At 48.2% G+C, this 18,707-nt stretch carries 13 protein-coding genes; 12 read left to right on the plus strand and 1 reads right to left on the minus strand.

The features are described 5' to 3' along the window. Position 1: 1 nt before the first annotated feature. The 5 genes from L0M14_RS06540 to L0M14_RS06560 all read left to right on the plus strand — a co-directional run bounded on the left by L0M14_RS06540 (position 2) and on the right by L0M14_RS06560 (position 7,380). Entirely contained in the window at positions 2 to 1,612 is a 1,611-nt protein-coding gene (locus tag L0M14_RS06540) for a response regulator (protein WP_235121383.1), read from the plus strand. 38 nt (positions 1,613 to 1,650) lie between these two features. Continuing rightward, positions 1,651 to 4,758: a beta-galactosidase, LacZ type gene (locus tag L0M14_RS06545; protein WP_235121384.1), complete on the plus strand. Its 3,108-nt coding sequence runs from the start codon at positions 1,651 to 1,653 to the stop codon at positions 4,756 to 4,758. 32 nt (positions 4,759 to 4,790) lie between these two features. Beyond that, positions 4,791 to 6,287 carry an arabinosylfuranosidase ArfA gene (arfA, locus tag L0M14_RS06550; protein ID WP_235122833.1) on the plus strand — a complete coding sequence of 499 codons (1,497 nt, stop codon included), beginning with the start codon at positions 4,791 to 4,793 and terminating at the stop codon, positions 6,285 to 6,287. Between the two features lie 224 nt (positions 6,288 to 6,511). After that, complete coding sequence (locus tag L0M14_RS06555; protein ID WP_235121385.1) at positions 6,512 to 6,841, plus strand: DHCW motif cupin fold protein; 330 nt, start codon at positions 6,512 to 6,514, stop codon at positions 6,839 to 6,841. A 314-nt stretch (positions 6,842 to 7,155) separates the two neighbouring features. Then, positions 7,156 to 7,380 carry a hypothetical protein gene (locus L0M14_RS06560; protein ID WP_235121386.1) on the plus strand — a complete coding sequence of 75 codons (225 nt, stop codon included), beginning with the start codon at positions 7,156 to 7,158 and terminating at the stop codon, positions 7,378 to 7,380. Positions 7,381 to 7,497: 117 nt separating this feature from the next. On the opposite strand, the gene L0M14_RS06565 is transcribed toward L0M14_RS06560, so the two are convergent. Continuing rightward, positions 7,498 to 10,047 (minus strand): heparinase II/III domain-containing protein, encoded by a 2,550-nt coding sequence (locus L0M14_RS06565; protein ID WP_235121387.1) that lies wholly within the window; start codon positions 10,045 to 10,047, stop codon positions 7,498 to 7,500. 369 nt (positions 10,048 to 10,416) lie between these two features. Between L0M14_RS06565 and L0M14_RS06570 the strand changes: the two genes are divergently transcribed. From L0M14_RS06570 to L0M14_RS06600, 7 genes are all read left to right on the plus strand, one after another. Next, the gene (locus L0M14_RS06570; RefSeq protein WP_235121388.1) at positions 10,417 to 12,129 is read left to right on the plus strand and encodes a cache domain-containing sensor histidine kinase; all 1,713 of its coding nucleotides are present in this window, start codon (positions 10,417 to 10,419) and stop codon (positions 12,127 to 12,129) included. Positions 12,130 to 12,154: 25 nt separating this feature from the next. Beyond that, positions 12,155 to 13,774, plus strand: a complete 1,620-nt coding sequence (locus tag L0M14_RS06575) for a response regulator (RefSeq protein ID WP_235121389.1) — start codon at positions 12,155 to 12,157, stop codon at positions 13,772 to 13,774. Further along, on the plus strand, positions 13,774 to 15,108 hold the full coding sequence (locus L0M14_RS06580; protein ID WP_235121390.1) for an extracellular solute-binding protein: 1,335 nt from the start codon (positions 13,774 to 13,776) through the stop codon (positions 15,106 to 15,108). The genes L0M14_RS06575 and L0M14_RS06580 overlap by 1 nt, the downstream gene beginning before the upstream one ends. Positions 15,109 to 15,163: 55 nt before the next feature. Beyond that, on the plus strand, positions 15,164 to 15,421 hold the full coding sequence (locus L0M14_RS06585; protein ID WP_235121391.1) for a hypothetical protein: 258 nt from the start codon (positions 15,164 to 15,166) through the stop codon (positions 15,419 to 15,421). Positions 15,422 to 15,562: 141 nt separating this feature from the next. Continuing rightward, positions 15,563 to 16,897 carry an ABC transporter substrate-binding protein gene (locus L0M14_RS06590; protein ID WP_235121392.1) on the plus strand — a complete coding sequence of 445 codons (1,335 nt, stop codon included), beginning with the start codon at positions 15,563 to 15,565 and terminating at the stop codon, positions 16,895 to 16,897. Between the two features lie 25 nt (positions 16,898 to 16,922). Further along, entirely contained in the window at positions 16,923 to 17,855 is a 933-nt protein-coding gene (locus tag L0M14_RS06595) for a carbohydrate ABC transporter permease (RefSeq protein ID WP_235121393.1), read from the plus strand. Positions 17,856 to 17,867: 12 nt separating this feature from the next. Continuing rightward, complete coding sequence (locus L0M14_RS06600) at positions 17,868 to 18,686, plus strand: carbohydrate ABC transporter permease (protein ID WP_235121394.1); 819 nt, start codon at positions 17,868 to 17,870, stop codon at positions 18,684 to 18,686. Positions 18,687 to 18,707: the final 21 nt, after the last annotated feature.

An 18,707-nucleotide genomic window follows, 5' to 3' on the forward strand; every position in this document is an offset into this window, starting at 1 on the left:
AGTGACGACGGAACTTAGAATGTGTGTAATTGACGATATCCGAACCGTGGTGCAGGGCATTGCCAACCAAATCAATTGGGAGACTTACGGTATATGTATCTCGGGTACGGCCAGCAACGGCGAGCAAGGGATTGAGCTCATCCAAAGGACGGAGCCGCACATTGTCTTGACGGATATCCGCATGCCCAAAATAGATGGACTCGAGATGACCCGACAGGTGCTGGCCATGTATCCGCGGACGAAAATCGTGTTCCTGAGCGGCTATACGGATTTCGAATATGCGCAGGAAGCTCTTCGTTTAGGGGCCTTTGATTATATTGTCAAGCCGTATACCCCTCAGAAAATTATTGATGTGGTTCTGAAAGCGAAGCAGGCGATTGAAGAAGAAATGTCGGAAACGCAGCGCTATCGCGACATGGAACGTAAGCTGCGGGAAAGCCTGCCGTATTTAAGGCAGGAATATTTTCAACTGCTGCTTCAGTTCCCCACGACGCCTGAACAGGCGAAAAGACGTTGGGATTTCTTACAAATACCGCTAGAGCGAGAGCGATTTATCGTGATGCTTACAGAGATCGATCAGTTCTCCGAGCAAACGGACACACTGCCTGTGCAGGAGGTGGAGCTGATTCGGTTCACCGTGCAAAATATTTTGGAAGAAACCTTAAAGGAACATACCAAAGAATTTGTATTCCGGGATCAAACCAATCGGTTTGTAGCTATTTTTAACCCGCCGGCTGATTTAAACGCGGAAGCAATTGCCGAGAAATGCCGTGAGAATGTGAGTGCATATTCCAGATATACGCTATCTGTTGGTCTGGGAGAAGAAGTGCAGGAGATTCATCAGATATCCTACTCCTACTCTCAGGCTATCGCAGCCCTCTCCTATAACTTTTACACTGGGGGCAATACGGTGTACAGCTACCGTCATATGACGCCTGTCTATCAACCGCTGCCGCGCTACTCTCCCGAGAAGGAAAAAGAGCTGTTCTACTGCCTCAGATCCGGCAACCTGCCAAAAGCGAGCAGCATCGTGGATGAGCTTTTCGAGGAAACCGTCCATGCATCCACGCCACCGGCACCAGAGGTGGTTAAAGGGATGTGTGACGAGCTTGCTTTCCTCATTAACCGAGTGTTCTCTGAGAAACTAACACGCGAGGAGATGGAAGGGATTGAACGGCAGCTGTACCATATCAAGAATCTTTCCACGTACAAGCTGAAGGAGCTTCAAGATCATATCAAGGAGATGTGCCGGATCGGCTGCGACATCATTCAGAAGCGCCATGTCGAAGATGTGAATCAGGTCGTCGAGCAGGTGATCGCGCATATTCGTCAAAATGTGGCCTCGAATATGACCGTCAATGATTATGCGAAATTGGTTTATTTGAGCGGCAGCTACTTTGCCAATTTGTTCAAGAAGGTAACCGGGATGACCGTTACCCAATTCGTAACCGCCGAGCGGATGGAGCAAACGAAGGCGCTGCTGCTTGAAGGCAAGCAAGTACAAGAGATCGCTCAAGCTCTCGGTTACGAAGACCGGAGGCATTTTAGCGAATTGTTTAAAAAGCATACAGGCATGACGCCGTCCGAGTTCAAACAGCTGTACACGAAGTGAATGTATAGTTTTAAAATCCAGTAAATGAGGTGCCCTTCATGCGTCAAAAGTTTACCTATACGCCGCCGAAAAACGGTTATCCCGAATGGAATAATAACCCGGAGATTTTCCAATTAAATAGAATGAAAGCTCATGCGACTCTCATGCCATACGATTCGGTAGAAGAAGCATTGAAAGTAAACAGGAGCGGGTCCAGCTATACAGTCTCGCTGAATGGTACATGGAAATTCAGCTTTGCTGAGAACGCGGATCAGCGTGTCGTCAATTTCTATGAAGCAGATTTCGATACGAGCGGCTGGAACGAGATACAAGTACCGGCGCATTGGCAGCTGCAGGGCTATGATTATCCGCAGTATACGAACGTTAGATATCCATGGGAAGGCAAAGAGGATATTAAGCCGCCTTTTGCCCCGACGCAGTATAACCCGGTCGGTTCCTACGTGCGAACGTTTACCGTGCCGGAGGCTTGGAAAGACCAGCCTGTTTATATCAGCTTTCAAGGTGTGGAATCAGCCTTCTACGTCTGGGTCAATGGCGATTTGGTAGGTTACAGCGAGGATTCTTTTACTCCTGCAGAGTTTGATCTTACTCCTTATTTGCTTGACGGAGAAAATAAGCTGGCTGTAGAGGTTTATCGCTGGAGTGATGCCAGCTGGCTGGAGGATCAGGATTTTTGGCGGATGAGCGGGATCTTCCGCGACGTGTATCTATACAGTACGCCGAAGGCGCATATCTATGATTTTAGCGTTGTAGCGGATTTGGATGACGATTACGAGCATGGTCATTTGCAGCTCAAGGCAGCGGTGACGAATGCATTCGGCGAGCAGCTCGGAACTCATAGACTGGAAGCGTCTCTCTACGATCAAAACGGTTATCCTGTTCTCGCGCCCTTGTTGGCGGATCTGGAGCTGAATGATGACCAGCAGCAGGAGATTCAATTTTCTGCAAGGGTAGTGAACCCGCTGAAATGGACTGCGGAGACGCCGTATCTGTACAGCTTGGTGCTGACACTGAAGAATGGCTCGGGGGAACTCGTCGAAGCGGTGAGCTGCCGCGTCGGTTTCCGGCGTTTTGAATTGAAGGATGGACTGATGCAAATCAACGGCAAGCGGATTCTATTCAAAGGTGTAAACCGGCATGAGTTTAACTGCGATACGGGACGAGCGATTGGATATGAGGATATGGTACGGGATATTCAACTGATGAAGGCCTACAACATCAATGCAGTCCGGACATCTCATTATCCGAACCATCCGCTCTGGTACGATTTATGCGATGAATACGGCCTATATGTGATAGATGAAACGAATCTGGAGACACACGGCAGTTGGTCCAATTTCCAGGAAGAGGAAGGCTGGACGGTCCCTGCGAGTAAACCGGAATGGACCGCCAATGTATTGGATCGCGCGAATTCGATGCTGCAGCGGGATAAGAATCATCCATCCATCGTTATTTGGTCGCTGGGTAACGAAGCATGGGGCGGAGATAACTTTATCTACATGCACGATTTCCTACGATCCAACGACCCTACTCGGCTTGTTCATTACGAAGGTGTCACTCGCTGCCGCAAATCGGATGCAGCTTCCGACATCGAAAGCCAAATGTATACACTGCCGCACAAGGTGGAGGAGTATGCGAATTCCAGTCCGAAGAAGCCGTTCATTTTGTGTGAGTACAGCCATGCTATGGGGAATTCCAATGGGAATCTTTTTAAATATTGTGAGCTGTTTGATAAGTACCCTATTTTACAAGGCGGGTTTATTTGGGACTGGATCGACCAGGCCATAAGGACGAAAACGCCGGAAGGCATCGAATATTTGGCCTATGGCGGAGACTTTGGCGATACACCGAATGATGGCACCTTTTGTGGGAATGGTCTTATTTTTGCCGACCGAAGTGTTACTCCTAAATTGTACGAAGTGAAGAAATGCTATCAGAATGTGAAGTTCGAGTCTGTAGATTTGAAGCAAGGCCTGATCCGAGTAACGAATCATTATTTATTTACGAATCTAGACAAGTATGCGCTCAAATGGGAAGTAGCGAAAAACGGTGTGGTTGTTGAGGAAGGCTCCGAGTCTTTGCCGATTGAGGCGGATTCAATTGCAGAAGTAGTATTGCTCTATAAGCTCCCTGCTCATGCATGGGATGGCGAGGAATATACACTTACTGTGCGGCTTCTGGAAAAAACGGACCAGCCATGGGCGAATGCGGGTCATGAAGTAGCATTTGAACAGTTCCTCCTTCCTGTTGAGACGCAGGCTGTAGAAGCTTTACCTGCTCTTTTGATGCAGACGGAAGAGAACGATCATGCTTTCATAGCGTTCTCTACGGATTGTAGAGTGATCTTCAGCAAGCTGACAGGTGATTTGACTTCTTATGTGGTTAAGGGAGTCGAGTTCTTGAGAGAAGCTCCCGCACCTAACTTTTGGCGAGCTAGTATTGATAATGATAAGGGCAACAAGCTTCCTGTACGAAGTAGGGATTGGAGGGAAGCAGGCCAGAAACGGAAGCTGAATGCCATGAATATTCGCACGTATCCTGACAAGATCGAGGTTCAAGTAGTGTACACACTGCCTACGGCAACTGCTTCCTCTTGTACAGTGCTGTACGTCCTAAGCGGGGATGGGGAGATCCGGATTCGCGAAGAGCTGCATCCAGGCCGTAACCTTCCGGAAATTCCGGAGGTCGGGATGATGTTCCAGCTTGACGGAAGCTTTGAGAATCTGAAGTGGTACGGCAGAGGCCCCCATGAGAATCATTGGGATCGCGCTGAGAGTGCTAGGTTAGGCATTTACGAGGGAAAGGTAGCCGACCAATACGTTCCGTATTTGCGCCCTCAGGAGTGCGGGAACAAAACGGATGTCAGATGGGCGGAGCTTACCCGTGCCGATGGCATTGGGGTGCGGATTGAAGGCGCACCAACCGTAGAGCTGAACGCGCTGCCTTATACACCTGCCGAACTGGAAGAGCATGATCATATGTATAAGCTGCCCTTCAGCGATAAGGTCGCTCTGCGAGTGAACTACCGGCAAATGGGGGTCGGCGGCGATGATAGCTGGATGTCGAAAACGCATCCCGAATTTACGCTGTACGCCAACCGCAGCTATGCATACAGCTTTACAATGAAAGGGATTACTCAGTCATAATGGGGGAATGAGCAGTGGCACTGAAAGCATCCATGATCGTGGACAAAGATTTTATTCTGGCAGAGGTAGACCCGCGAATTTACGGTTCGTTTATCGAGCATCTTGGACGTGCGGTGTATGGCGGGATTTATGAGCCCTCCCATCCAACGGCTGACGAGCGCGGTTTCCGCCAAGATGCTTTGGAGGCTATTCGAAGATTGCAGGTTCCCATCATCCGGTACCCGGGAGGAAATTTCGTATCTGGCTACAATTGGGAGGATGGCGTAGGTCCTCAAGAGGAGCGCAAGCGTAAGCTGGAGCTGGCTTGGTGGACCACAGAAACCAATCAGGTCGGTACGAATGAATTCGCAGATTGGGCTAAGCTTGCCGGGTCAGAAGTTATGATGGCGGTTAATCTTGGTACCCGTGGCGTGGATGCTGCGCGGAATTTGGTTGAATATTGCAACCATCCGTCGGGCACTTACTGGAGCGACCTCCGCATTTCTCATGGCTACAAGGAGCCTCACAAGTTCAAAACATGGTGCCTAGGCAACGAAATGGACGGACCTTGGCAAATTGGCGCCAAAACGGCTGTCGAGTATGGGCGATTAGCCAATGAAACGGCTAAAGTGATGAAGTGGGTGGATCCGAGTCTGGAGCTTGTCGCTTGCGGCAGCTCCAGTCGGGGAATGCCGACCTTCGCAGATTGGGAAGCGACCGTGTTGGATTTGACATATGATCAAGTAGATTATCTGTCACTGCATACGTACTACAACAATAATGAGAACAATTCGGAGAATTTTCTTGCCCGTTCCATGGATATGGATCAGTTCATCGGGACTGTAGCTTCCATCTGTGATTACGTCCAAGCTAAGAAGCGTAGTAAAAAGAAGCTTTACCTTTCCTTGGACGAGTGGAACGTTTGGAATTCGATCGGCACCAGCCGTGCATCCGAACGCTGGCAGGTTGCGCCGGCTGAATTCGAGGATACCTATACCCTTGAGGATGCCCTTGTTGTCGGCTGCTGCCTGATCACGATGCTCAAGCATGCCGATCGGGTAAAAATGGCTTGTTTGGCACAGTTAATTAATGTTATTGCGCCGATCATGACAGAAAACGGAGGACCTCTCTGGCTGCAAACGACGTATTATCCTTATCTTCATGCTTCGCTTTATGGTAGAGGAAAGGTTCTGCAGCCTGTCATCCGATCGCCTAAATACGATTCCAAAGATTATACGGATATACCATATTTAGAAGCCATCAGTGTGTATAACGAGGAACAGGGCCACATTACGGTGTTTGCAGTAAACCGGCATCTTGAAGACATACTTGATTTGGATATCAACCTTCGCAGCTTCGGCCGTGTTAAGCTCATCGAGCATGTGGTACTGGAGCACGACAATATCAAAGCAACCAATACCAAGCTCCATCCAGAACAAGTGATTCCTCACAACCGCGGTACTGCACGGATAGAAGACGGCCATATCCACGCAAGATTATCCAAATCTTCATGGAATGTGATTCGTTTAGAAGTTATTCATGAAAACTAATAAACAAGGTCAGTCGGCGTTTTGCCGATTGACCTTGTTTGTCATAAAAGAAGAACTTGGGGATCCCCGTTGTTCTGAAAAAATAAAGTATTAGATATACTGAGAAAATAAAGTTGTAGACTGGGGGCATTAAGCTAAACGGGCAGGTTACTGGAGCAAAAATTCGATCCACAAATTGGTTCATATTGCTATAATATGAATTAGCATAGAAGGGGGAGCGTTATATGAAAATAACTGATGTTCCATTTTGTACAATTGACTGGAGCAAAATAAACACTACTCAACATCCTGGTATTGAAGGTTATGCGAATTGGCGTACATTTGAGATGGGGAACATCCGAGTACGAATGGTAGAATATTCTCCTGGTTATATTGCCGACCATTGGTGTGATAGAGGTCACGTTTTATTAGTATTAGAAGGAGAACTATATACTGAACTTTCAGATGGAAGAGAATTCAAACTTACTCCAGGAGTCAGTTACCAAGTGGCTGATGGAGCAAATCCGCATAGGTCCTATACTAAAACTGGTGCGAAATTGTTTATTGTAGACTAACTGTAATTATTTCAGCTCATTATAAAGGCTACTGCACAGTAAGCATTGTTGCATGAACGGAGAACGATATTAATCCCTAATTTACGTAAGCTTTGAACTGCTCAATATCGTCTCAGCAGCTTTGTTTCGGCTAAATTCTCATGCTTGACTATTGAGCGAATTATTCTTGAAAGAGACTACTCTGTAGAGTCAATATAATCCTTAACTATGCTACCTCCCCAAATAATCTCAGCAAGAGATTGAGCTGTGCATGAATTGATCGAGCTTTTGGTGACGTTTAAGGATATCAATCAAGAAACGGAGTGTGAACATGCATGTTGAATGAACAACAATTGAAAAAGCTTAAAGAAATTAGTCATCACAATACATTTGTTAGTGCATGTATAGGAGTTTATGAATCTGGAGGGATTACACTCGAAGCTGCCATGCTCCGAATGATCGAGGAGTTGGTTAAGCAGAATAAAGCACAGTATGATATCCATTCAGATCCCCATCATTCGGGGATTTTTTATTTCAATGTACCTATGTTTGTGTCGTGAGCTCGTGACACTTACATAGGTGCATAATCGTGGGGGATATTCAAATAGCAGCAGTCTAGGACTTTATATTCACGTCCGTAACTGCTGCTGTTCCGTTCCTATGGGGCAGTCTAATACTTATTTTTCAGAATCTGACGGTTTTGCAAATCGAAACACCGCTTCCATAAGAATGGCCAGCCTGCCGCCATCTACTTGAGCGTGGCATTGCCCGCTGTGATCCGGAGGATGGGACGCTTTGCTTAAGGGATTCCAGAGCGCTGCATTCGCTTGAAATGAGAACGTATACGATTGGTCCGTCCCGTTTACTAACAGGTAGAACAGAATTTGTTCCTCCCGAAGTACCTTGTACATTTGAAGCCCTTCGGTCAATTCGGGATCAATCGGCAGACGATGAGCGATAATGCCGGAAGAGTTATTTGTTTTCGGGTAGAGTAAGGTCAAATAGCCGCTACCGCTATCGCCGCTGATTTGGAGATGCTCTTGAACAGCTAAAGGATAGTCTCCGGATACTGCTCCATAGTCTCTTGTTACAGAGAACCTGTCCGGCTGCAGGAAGGTTACCTCCAGATTCATTTCATTCAGGCAGCGAGCCGTGACCCGATTCCGCTCAATTTCAGAGGATGAGCTCATGGTATGCAAATTCCAAACGCTGCAATTCTGACTGCGGATATGATCCCAAACCACATACACGTCAGCACCGGCTTTGACGTAGGCAAAATGGCGGCGATAGACTTCGGTGTGCACATCGGGAATAAAGCTTCGGACATAATCCAATGGGTCAGAGAAGTAAATTTCCTCACACATGCTCTTTAACGGTCCGTTTTGTATATGACCTGTTTCATCTAGAAATTGAACAACATTATGCGCATGACCGTTTACGTACCAGTGACGGTCTCCATTGTAATACCCTCCGGTTCCGGGGTCCAAGGTTAGAGGGGTCCCATTCGCCCATATGGAGAAGTGGCCTTCGTCATGGTGGGCATGATAGGTAAGCGGTGAAGTTTCGAAAATCGAATAATTTTCCCGCCCCCATTGGCCAAAATGCTGCCTGAAGATAACATATCCAATCCCAGGGTAATGAACGGATGTGAGAGCAGGAGCTTCTTGAGGAAGCTCGGACTGAGGGTAGAGCAGGGCCAGCAGGGCGCAGGGATGCGCGCCAGTATCCCGAAGCACGCCGCCTCCATGTTTCCAGGCCCACATCATCTCCCGGCTAAGCTGCGGATCCGTTTCCGCATAGAAAGGCGCCGCATAGGAGAACAATCGGAACCATTGGTCGTGTACCGTTGAATCGCCGACAGCCGGAGACAAAAGTGTAGGTGAAGAGCCCACGCCGCCTTGTACTAGATCCTTTGGGGTCACAGTGCCGATTAAGAACCGGTACATTCGTTTTACTTTATCGCGTGAAAAATAGTCGATCCCCCTCAAGCGTTGCAAAAGAGCGAAAAATAAAAAGTACCGGTGCAGCACCGCACCGTGGTAACGAATATTTTCCGGCCAAGCGCCGTCTTGATCTACCACATGCTCCAGCTGCCAGTCCACGACGGAGCAAGCATGCTCTAGGTAAGTCTCCGCCAGCTCCTCTTCTGGAAAGACTAGGGCATAAATCCCGATTCCAGTGGCGCGGTCGGCATTCCAGTTGCTCCGTTTTCCCCCTTTCTCATCCGGAAACTGCTCCAAATCGTACCGGTAATAGGCGGTATCCATCATCATTCCGGCTATGTAACGGAAGAGCGACTTGATAACCTTGTCCTCCTCCGGAAGAATGACGCCGGAATCCGCAATTTGGTCGTAAATAACGGAGAGGACGGCTATGCCCCGTCCGATATGAACAGCCCCATAATTATCATCTATATGCCAACCGGTTGCCTTGAAAATATCCATGCCTTGGCACATATCCGGCAGCATGTACAGAAGTTTCCGCTTGGCTCGATCTGCGTACTCCAAATCTTCAGTTACCATATATACGTTGGCATCAGCTCCGGCAGTCTCCAGTAGGGAAGCCCAAAGGGTCGGCGTCCTGCGGTTAAAGGATGGTGACGTGTATTCCACTTCTATAGGCCGCCCTTCCATGTCCAGAAAACAGACTTTGACGTACACGCCGTCCGATAAAGGATCGTCCATTCGAAGAATCGTTTGAAGACTGTAACATTGTTGGGCGCGAACCGGAATGGAATGGTTGTAGCTCAAGAGCACCTCATCGTCAGCCGACAGGTTCTTCACGTACATGCGCTGCCCGAGTCTGGGGAGCTCGGATGGTTCAAGACGGAACGAACTTGAAGAGGATTGTGCTGTAACTGACCAGCCGTGTAATTCATCCTCAAAGCTGCCGTTAATCAGCGGGACAGGTATTCCTCTTTCCGAATGGGTAAGCTGCAGTTGTTTGATCCAGGCTTCGCCTTTGCCTTGAATGTGGACCGCGAACTTCATGTATCCGGCATTCTCTGGTGTTTGAAACACGAAGGGATCCGTTCGGAAAGCGCCACGCTGCTGCATAGGCAATGACAACTCTTCGTGGGCAAAGGTGTTAGATAATAGTAACTGGCGCTCATATTCATGCAGCAGTTCGGATTGCTTGTAAAACCGGCTGCGAATTTCCGCGAGCTGATCTGCATCATAGCAGGCGAAGGGTCGACTGTTTGTAAACGAAGTAGAGTAGCTATTCAATTTTATAGGCCTCCTGATAGGCATGACCGAAATGTTTTCTTGTATCATTCCCAATATAGCATCATCCTTGAGCGAGAGAGAGGGACAATCCGCGCATGGAAGTGGGGGAAAACCACTGAAAATGCGCCAAGCAATTGCTCATGATGCCAGCTTAATTACATGACATGCAGGTAAGGAAATCACGAGATTCAAACGCTTGACGTATATAGCTTTTGTAACTACTATAAAAAATAGGTTTCTAGAAAACGGCAGTATGACTTTTGTTCAGGCTAAGGTCATGTCTGCCGATTTTTTTAGCGTGATTTCATAGATTGGGGTTACTTTAGGTTTGCATGAATCTTTTCAGCCGCTGGAGGTGGTGTGCGATTGATGAATGACTGGACCCGATTATTCAGACGAAGCCTGCATGTCAAGCTGACGGCGGCGAGCATCGCGGTGATGCTGCTGAGCATTGTGATTATTGTCGGCTTCGGGTATAACAGCGTCCACGTGATACTGAAGGAGAATATGTCACGTTATATGGAAGAGAACATCAACAAAGCGAATGAAAACTTTGATATGATCGTGCAGGACGCGGATCGTATGAATGCCATCATTTCCATGAATGAATCGCTGGTTATGAACGGACTGGAGAGAGAATCATTTATACCCGATATGGATTGGTTCAACAGTACCAAGCAAATCAATACGTCTCTCGATTCCCTCTTTAGTATGAAGGAAAATCTCTATATCGGCATTTCCGTACTGGGCAATAACGGTCAGCTGTACAAGGCGGGATCTCCCAGGGTAAATGGGGAAACCTTCCATGAGCCATGGGTCAGCCAAGTGATGAAATCCCAGAGCAGTGTCCTGCTCAAACGAGAGACCGGGGCATACGGCTTGTCGGAATCGGACAATTATGTGCTTACCGTAGCTCGGGCCATCAGGCGGTATGGTGAAATCAAGGGGATTGTATTGACGGATATCGATTACAATGTCTTGAAGGATATTTATAGTCTGAAGGACAAGCCGGAAGCGGAGTTTCTGCTGCTTGATGAGAACCGGAAGGTCGTCTTCGATTCCGCTGAACCTTCTTCGTCAAAAGACGAGCCTGAACACTCGGACCAGGAGACAATGGTTGTGGAAAGCACCTCCCCCATCTCTCACTGGACAGCCAGAGCAGTCATTTCAAACGAGGTGCTGTTGAAAGAATTTTATAAATTTACGCGTGAAATGTTTATCGTCGTGATTACGATCGTATTGGTTTGCTTGCTGCTGCTGACGATTGTCATTCGTAAGATTACCCGCAATATTAAGGAGCTTCGAAACGCGATGGAAGCGGTAAAAAGAGGAAACCTTGCTGCTACGCCGCACATTCAATCTCCCGATGAAATCGGACAGCTCAGCAGGATGTTTGTATCCATGATGAATCAGGTGCAGAGGCTCTTGGATGACATCAGCCGGAAAGAGCACGAGAAGCGGGAGGCTGAGTTGCAGGCGCTTCATTCCCAGATTAATCCTCATTTTTTGTGCAACACACTAAACACGATTCGATTCCTGGCACAGCTTCAGAATATAACCAATATCAGTGAGGTATCGGCTTCGCTTATCCGTCTCTTGCGGATCACCATTGATAACAAGGAACGGTACATCACGATGGAAGATGAGCTGACTCATGTCAAAAGCTATCTAACCATCCAACGCTATAAATATATGGACAAAATATCGACGGAATTTTATGTGCAAGACGAGGTGCTTGCTTGTAAGACGATTAAAATGATTGTGCAGCCGCTCGTTGAAAACGCTATCATTCATGGAATTGAGCCTTCGGGCCGTGACGGTGTCATCACCATTAAAGTGTATGCGGACGAGGGGCAAGTGATCGTGAAGGTAACGGACAATGGATTAGGTATGACGCATGAACAGATCGAGCAAATCATGCATGGGAAGCCTAAGCTGTCGGGTTCCAGATTCAGCGGTATTGGAATTCCGAATATTCAGCAGCGCCTGAACATGTTTTACGGGGATGCCGGGCGCGTCCGCGTGTACAGTCAGCCGGGGATGTTTACCTCGGTAGAGGTGGCATGGCCTGCACATGTATGAGCGTGGGGGAGGTAGCTAGGAAGCTATGTATAAAGTATTGATTGTTGACGACGAATATTTGGTTCGAAACTATGTAAGCTCGCTGCTGGATTGGGAACAGCTTGGGTTTTCGATCTGCGGCGAAGCGGGGAACGGTCAAGAAGCGCTCAAGCAGATTGCCAAGCTTGCGCCGGATCTGGTCATCATGGATATCCATATGCCTGTTATGGACGGGGTCGAGCTGTCGGAGCAGATCGCCAAGCAGTATCCCCACATTCATATGTACGCTTTAAGCGGCTACGATGACTACCCGTATGTCAGGGAAACTTTGAGGAATGGCGCGATGGACTATTTGTTGAAGGACAGCTTGGATAAGCCGTTTTTGCACAAGCTGATTGAGCAGGCAAGAGGCAGGCTGGAGCTGGACTCCAAAGAGCGAACGGAGCGGCAAAGCGAGAAGTTTCGTGTTGAGAAACTGAAGGAACTCGCGTTCGAGAAAATCTTAAGAGAGCTGCTGATCGGAAACGAAGCTTACGATTCTGCACAGGTACACGGTCTTGGTGTACCTCTAAGCGAGGTATGCCAAGGAGGCTATGTCGCAGCTGTGATGCAAATCAGCCGATACTCCGCAGAGCACGGCGGGAAAACGGATGCAGAGAAGGATCAAGTCATCCGCTCTATCCAAATGCTGTGCAAGCAGGCTCTGGAGAGCACGGAGCAACCGCTGACTTATCTCATGTGCTATATGGAAGAAGGCAGGTTTGGATTCGTACTCCCTTTTCACGGTATGAACAGCGAAGCTGCCCTTCAGCAAGTGCTGAGTCAACAGACCGGAAAAATTTCTTATATGCTGAATCAATATTTGAATGCCCAGGTTGTCTGGGGCTTTAGCAGTAAAAGCCATCAAATGGAGAAGCTGAGCCATTGCTACAGAGAGGCGCTTCGAGCGACGAGCGTGAGCATGAGTCCGGGTACAGATGAGCTTACAACCAAAGTAAATACCTTATCTATCAGGCAGGAGCTTGAATTACTGAAGGCACTCGAAGGTAATGATTCCGGGCGTACGGCGGAGGTCATTGAGGAGGTATTCGCTCCGATACCACGAGCGGCTGATCATACCTCTTTGCAGCTGTTAGTGAACGATCTGATGATGATTGCCGTTAAGGTCTCTTCGGAGAAAAGTCTGGATACTCAAAAGATTTACGAGGCACAAACGTTAACATCGATGAGCAAGCAGCACGGAGACGCGGTAGGCGATGTCAAACAATCGATCCACTTTGTATTCAAGACGCTCATTGAGGAATTAGTTCAGCGCACGGCACCTGAGGGCTGCTCGGAGCATTGCAAAAGAGCCATCGAATACATCCAACTGAACTATCATAAGGAGCTCACTCTTACGGATCTCGCTGAAATGCTGGGGCTAAGCCCCGCTTATTTCAGCCGGGTATTTCGCAAGGAAACGGGGTTCGGTTTCATCGAGTACTTAAATAAGCTTAGAATCGATAAGGCGAAGCAGCGGATGAGGAATGGGGATCATCATGTGAAACGGATTAGCCAAGAAGTCGGGTTCAACAGCTATAGTCACTTTTTTAAATTATTCAAGGAAATGACTGGATCCACGCCGGCGGGCTTCTTGGGTGAGCGTGGCGAGGGAGGCGACAATTAATGGGCGGCGGCCAAAAAGATAAACGGTTTTACTTTCGGATATGGAGCAGTGCTGCCTTATTGTGTCTGGCTGCAGCGGTTATGGTGTCCGACAGGCTGGGCAGCGACGAATCTGACAATGCCACCACCCGATCTACGCCCAGAGGAGAGCTCGCCGCTCCAGCTCCGTCAGCATCGGGATTTCCGCTTACGGTAACGCCGATCACCCTGCATATGGCAGGGATGAAAACGGCGGTGCTGGGTGATTGGAACGATATGCTAGTGTTCCGCGAATATGAGAAGATGACCAATGTCAAAGTAGAATTTAACGCAATTCCAGAGGAGCTGTATGAGGATCGCCTGAAAATGATGCTGACAGGGAGCGATCTGCCGGATGCTTTTATGAAAGGAGCGCTGGAGCCCGTCGACGTGGCTGAGTATGGCGCCAATGGAACCCTGATCCCTTTGGAGGATTTAATTGATCGATACGCACCTAATCTGAAGAAGCTGCTTCATGATTACCCGGAGGTTCGTGCGGCTGCTTACAGCGCGGACGGTCATATCTACTCGATTCCCTCCATCGTAACGCTGAGTTCCGCCTTAAGCGATAAGCATTGGATCAATAAGGCTTGGCTGGAGAAAAGTGGGCTGCCGGCTCCGGTAACGACGGACCAGCTGCGTGATGTGCTGAGGGCTTTTAAGAACCAGGATATGAACGGGAACGGGATTGCTGATGATGAAATTCCGATGACGGGGGAGGATATTCAGCAAATTATTGATAATTTTTCTGGTGCGTTTGGACTGCAGCTTCAGATGGGCTATGCGCTTAATATTGAAGACGGGCATGTTCGAATCTGGCTGACGAGCGATCGATACAAGCTGCTGCTGCAGTACCTCGCCGGTCTGTACGCGGAGGGCCTCCTGGATAAGGACATTTTCGATAGCAACTATAAGGTGTTTTTTCCGAAAATAACGCCGGATCGGGTCGGTGTGTTTCACAACCAGACGGATGACATCTTCTCCGGCTACTACAAGCATTTTATGGCGCTTCCGCCATGGAAGGGCCCCTTAGGCGATCAATTGAAAAATCAGCGTCCGATGGCGAGGGACTTTGGCGCTTTTGCTATAACAAGTGCGAATCCATTTCCGGAAATTACGATGCGGTGGATCGATTATTTTTACGGGAAAGAGGGCTCATTCTTTTTTCGAATGGGGATCGAAGGGAAGACGTACTTGAAGCAGCCGGATGGCTCCTACACGTATACGGATGAGATTAAGTCGCATCCCCGCGGACTGGCGCTGGCGGCCGGTCAATATTTTATTTGGCCCGGACGCGGGGCGCCGCATTGGAATTAATCCCGATAACGCGATCGGCATTAATTCTCCGAATATTCAGTATGCGCAGCAGCTGTTGGACCCGTATCTGGTGAAGGAATCCTATCAACGGCCGATTCTGGATATCCGCAGTGAGAAGAGACTGAGAGAGCTCAAAGCGAATATCGATATGTTTGTGGAATCGTCCAGAAGAATGTTTATTCAAGGCCAATTCCGTTTTGACGATTGGAACAAGTATGAGCAGACGCTGAATGATCTCGGGCTTCGTGAAATGGAGGCCTTGTATCAAAAGGCGTACGATACCTTGAAGAAAGCGGCGGACAAGACGGATTAACTCGCTTCAGACGATGATGTAAAAAATGAACATCGGAATGACAAAATAGAGGAACATCCTGACGGATGCCTTGGACCTATAATCAGGGTACTGGAACCAACCATCCAGATTATGAGAGGGTCTGAAAGGAAGGATGTAACTATGAAATCAAGGTTTCGAAAGCTAACCACGCTGACGTTAAGCACCGTACTTAGCTTCAGTGTACTGGCTGGCTGCGGAAGCAGCGAACAATCTGCGGCAACGCCAGCAGAGACGAAGGAAGGAACGAATCCACAGGCACCGGTGGAGTTAACCTTCTGGACCATGTGGGACGGCGGCGATGTGGCGGTAGCGAAGAGTATTTTCGACGAATACAACCAAGAGCATCCCAATGTCAAAATTTCATTTCAACAGCAGGATTTCAATCAATATTACACCAAACTGAAAACTTCGATCTTAGGCGGAACGGGTCCTGACTTCGCCGTTTCCCACGTAGGCGGCTTTATTACAGGTATGCAGGCTGACGGCAATCTGCTTCCACTGGATGAAGCGGCTGCGAAGTATAAGGTGGACCTTCAGTTTGACAAATATACGCCGTCTGTGATGGAGACAGGGAAAGTGGGCGGTAAGTACTACACGGTTCCCTTAGACAATCTTGTAAGGGTTCTCATGTATAACAAGAAGCTCCTAAAGGATACGTCTCTGTTAGACAGTAACGGCAATTTGAAGCTGGATAAGGGCTACGACGCATTTATGAAAGCGCTTCAAGAGGCGAAGGAAAAGAACAACAATACGCCTCCATTGTCGTTAACGATGAGACCGCCGCAAATTGTTCTCGGCTGGATGACGCTGTATTACCAAATGGGCGGGAAAACCTTCATTGATTTGGCTTCAAAGAAAGCGAATTTCGACGAACAAATAGCGCTTAAAGCGTTAAATGCTTATAAAGAGATCTATGACAAATATGTACCTCCAAAAATTGCTCCACCGGCCGATTTTGACTTATTCAAGAGTGGGAAAATACCTTTCTACATCGACGGGGCATGGATGGTTTCCTCCAGCGCGCAGGCACTCGGTCCTGACTTCGGCGTCGCGCAATTCCCGCAGCTGTTTGAACAGGACGCGCATGTGGTGACCAACCATGGTTTCATTCTTCCTGTTAAGAAAAATAGAACGGATGCCCAGACGAAAGCGGTTCTTGAGTTTATCAAATGGTGGGCGGATAACAACTGGAAATGGAGTCAAGCCGGTCACTTGCCAGGATACGAGCCAACAAGAGACACTGAAGGCTTCAAGAAGCTCGAGTATCAAAAATTTTATCAAGACACAACGAAAGGGGCAGTGCCGATTCCTGTCATTCCGAATGCCAACCTGCATCAAGCTCCTGAGGTAACAGGCCCGATTCAAAAAGCGATGCTGGGTGACTTGAGTACACAAGAAGCAATCCAACAGGTGAAGAAGAATCTGGACGAACTTCTGCCCAAATTAGCCAATTAATCGATGCGGGAGGGTTTGACAACATATGGAGATTTCTAACAGCCAAGCCGTTTCGATGGAGATTAGCAGGGGAAGACGAATGAAGCGGGCCAGGTTGAACAGGAATGTGGCTGCTTATGTACTATTAACTCCATTTTTGCTCTTTTATTTAGTCTTTACGTTCTATCCCTTAGTTCAAGGCTTTGTGATCAGCTTTTTCAAGTGGAATATTACAGGCAATAAAGTGTTCATCGGTTTGAGCAACTACAAGGAGCTGTTCGGCGAGGGACTGTTCTGGGAGTCGCTGTGGCATACGCTGATGTACGTGTTAGTGTCGACACCGATTTTTATGGCTGGCGCTTTTGTACTAGCTTTAATTATTGACTACAAGTTCATTCTCGGCCGATCATTCCTGAGATCCGTGTTTTTCCTGCCTAATGTGCTTACGGTGTCCATCACAGCCGTGCTCTGGCTGAACATGCTTCAACCGTATACAGGCTTGGTCAACACAGCCCTGCACGCCGTTGGCATTCAACATGAGGTATTTTGGCTGGCCGATGCTAATAAAGTATGGCTTTCGATCATTTGGGTTACCTTTTGGTGGAATACCGGGTATTATATGATCTTGTATTTGGCGGGGATGCAGGATATCCCCGAGGAGCACTACGAGGCGGCCCAGATTGACGGGGCTAGCTGGCTGCAGACCATTCGATACATCACGATGCCGTCACTCAAGCATATTCATATTCTTGTACTGTTCTTGCAGGTAGTGGCCTCCTTTAAAATTTTCGGTCAGGTGTTCCTGATCACCGAGGGAGGGCCGGGCGGCGCAAGCCGAACCTTTATCCAGTACATCTACGAGGTTGGCTTTCAACGGTTCTTCATCGGGAAAGCGTCCGCTGCTTCCTTCGTACTGTTTGCCATCATTATGCTTGTTTCTTTGCTGCAATTAAAAATCATGAGTAAATCTAAGGATTAGGAGGAGCTCTACGTGAACGATAAACGGATCAAATACATGTTAAATGCGGCAGGGCTCCTTATCTGTGCGCTGTGGCTCGTGCCGCTTGTCTGGATGGTGATCACGGCTTTTAAGCCGGATACGGCACAAGCAGCGCCATTCCTTATTCCTTCAGTAACGTTGGATAACTTCAAGGATGTCCTGCATCATCCGCAAGCGAACGTCGGATTATGGATCTTGAACAGCACGGTCGTTGCCGTATTGACGACAGCTGGTGTACTGATTTTATGCACCTTGGCTGCATTTGCATTCTCCAGATTGCAATTCGCGGGAAAAACGCTCTGGTTTATCCTCATCATGGCAGGGCTTATGATTCCACGTGAGGCTACACTTATTCCGTTGTACATTCTTTTTAAAGACATGAATTTATTGAATACGTATTTCTCCATCATCGCACCTTCCTTGGCGGCCCCTTTTGGGCTGATCATTATGAAGCAATTTTTTGACGGACTGCCGGAGCAGCTGTTCGAAGCGGCAAAGCTGGATGGCTGCGGGTTGTTCCGAACGTTATTTGTCATAGCGATTCCTTTGACCAAGCCTGCACTCGCTTCACTAGGGATTTTCATCTTCCTTGCCGGCTGGAACGACTTCCTATGGCCGTTCCTATCGGTGACGGATCCCAAGATGGTGACGATTCCGATCGGGCTTCCGGTATTCAGGTCGCAATATTTGACAGGTCAGGGACTCACGATGGCAGCAAGCGCACTTCTTTCCGCACCTATTATTATCGTCTTTATTTGGTTCCAGAAGTACATTGTCAAAGGCATTGCGATGACCGGAATTAAAGGATAAAGCTACATAGATGAAGCATCA

Source organism: Paenibacillus hexagrammi, assembly GCF_021513275.1.
GTDB classification, from domain to species: domain Bacteria; phylum Bacillota; class Bacilli; order Paenibacillales; family NBRC-103111; genus Paenibacillus_E; species Paenibacillus_E hexagrammi.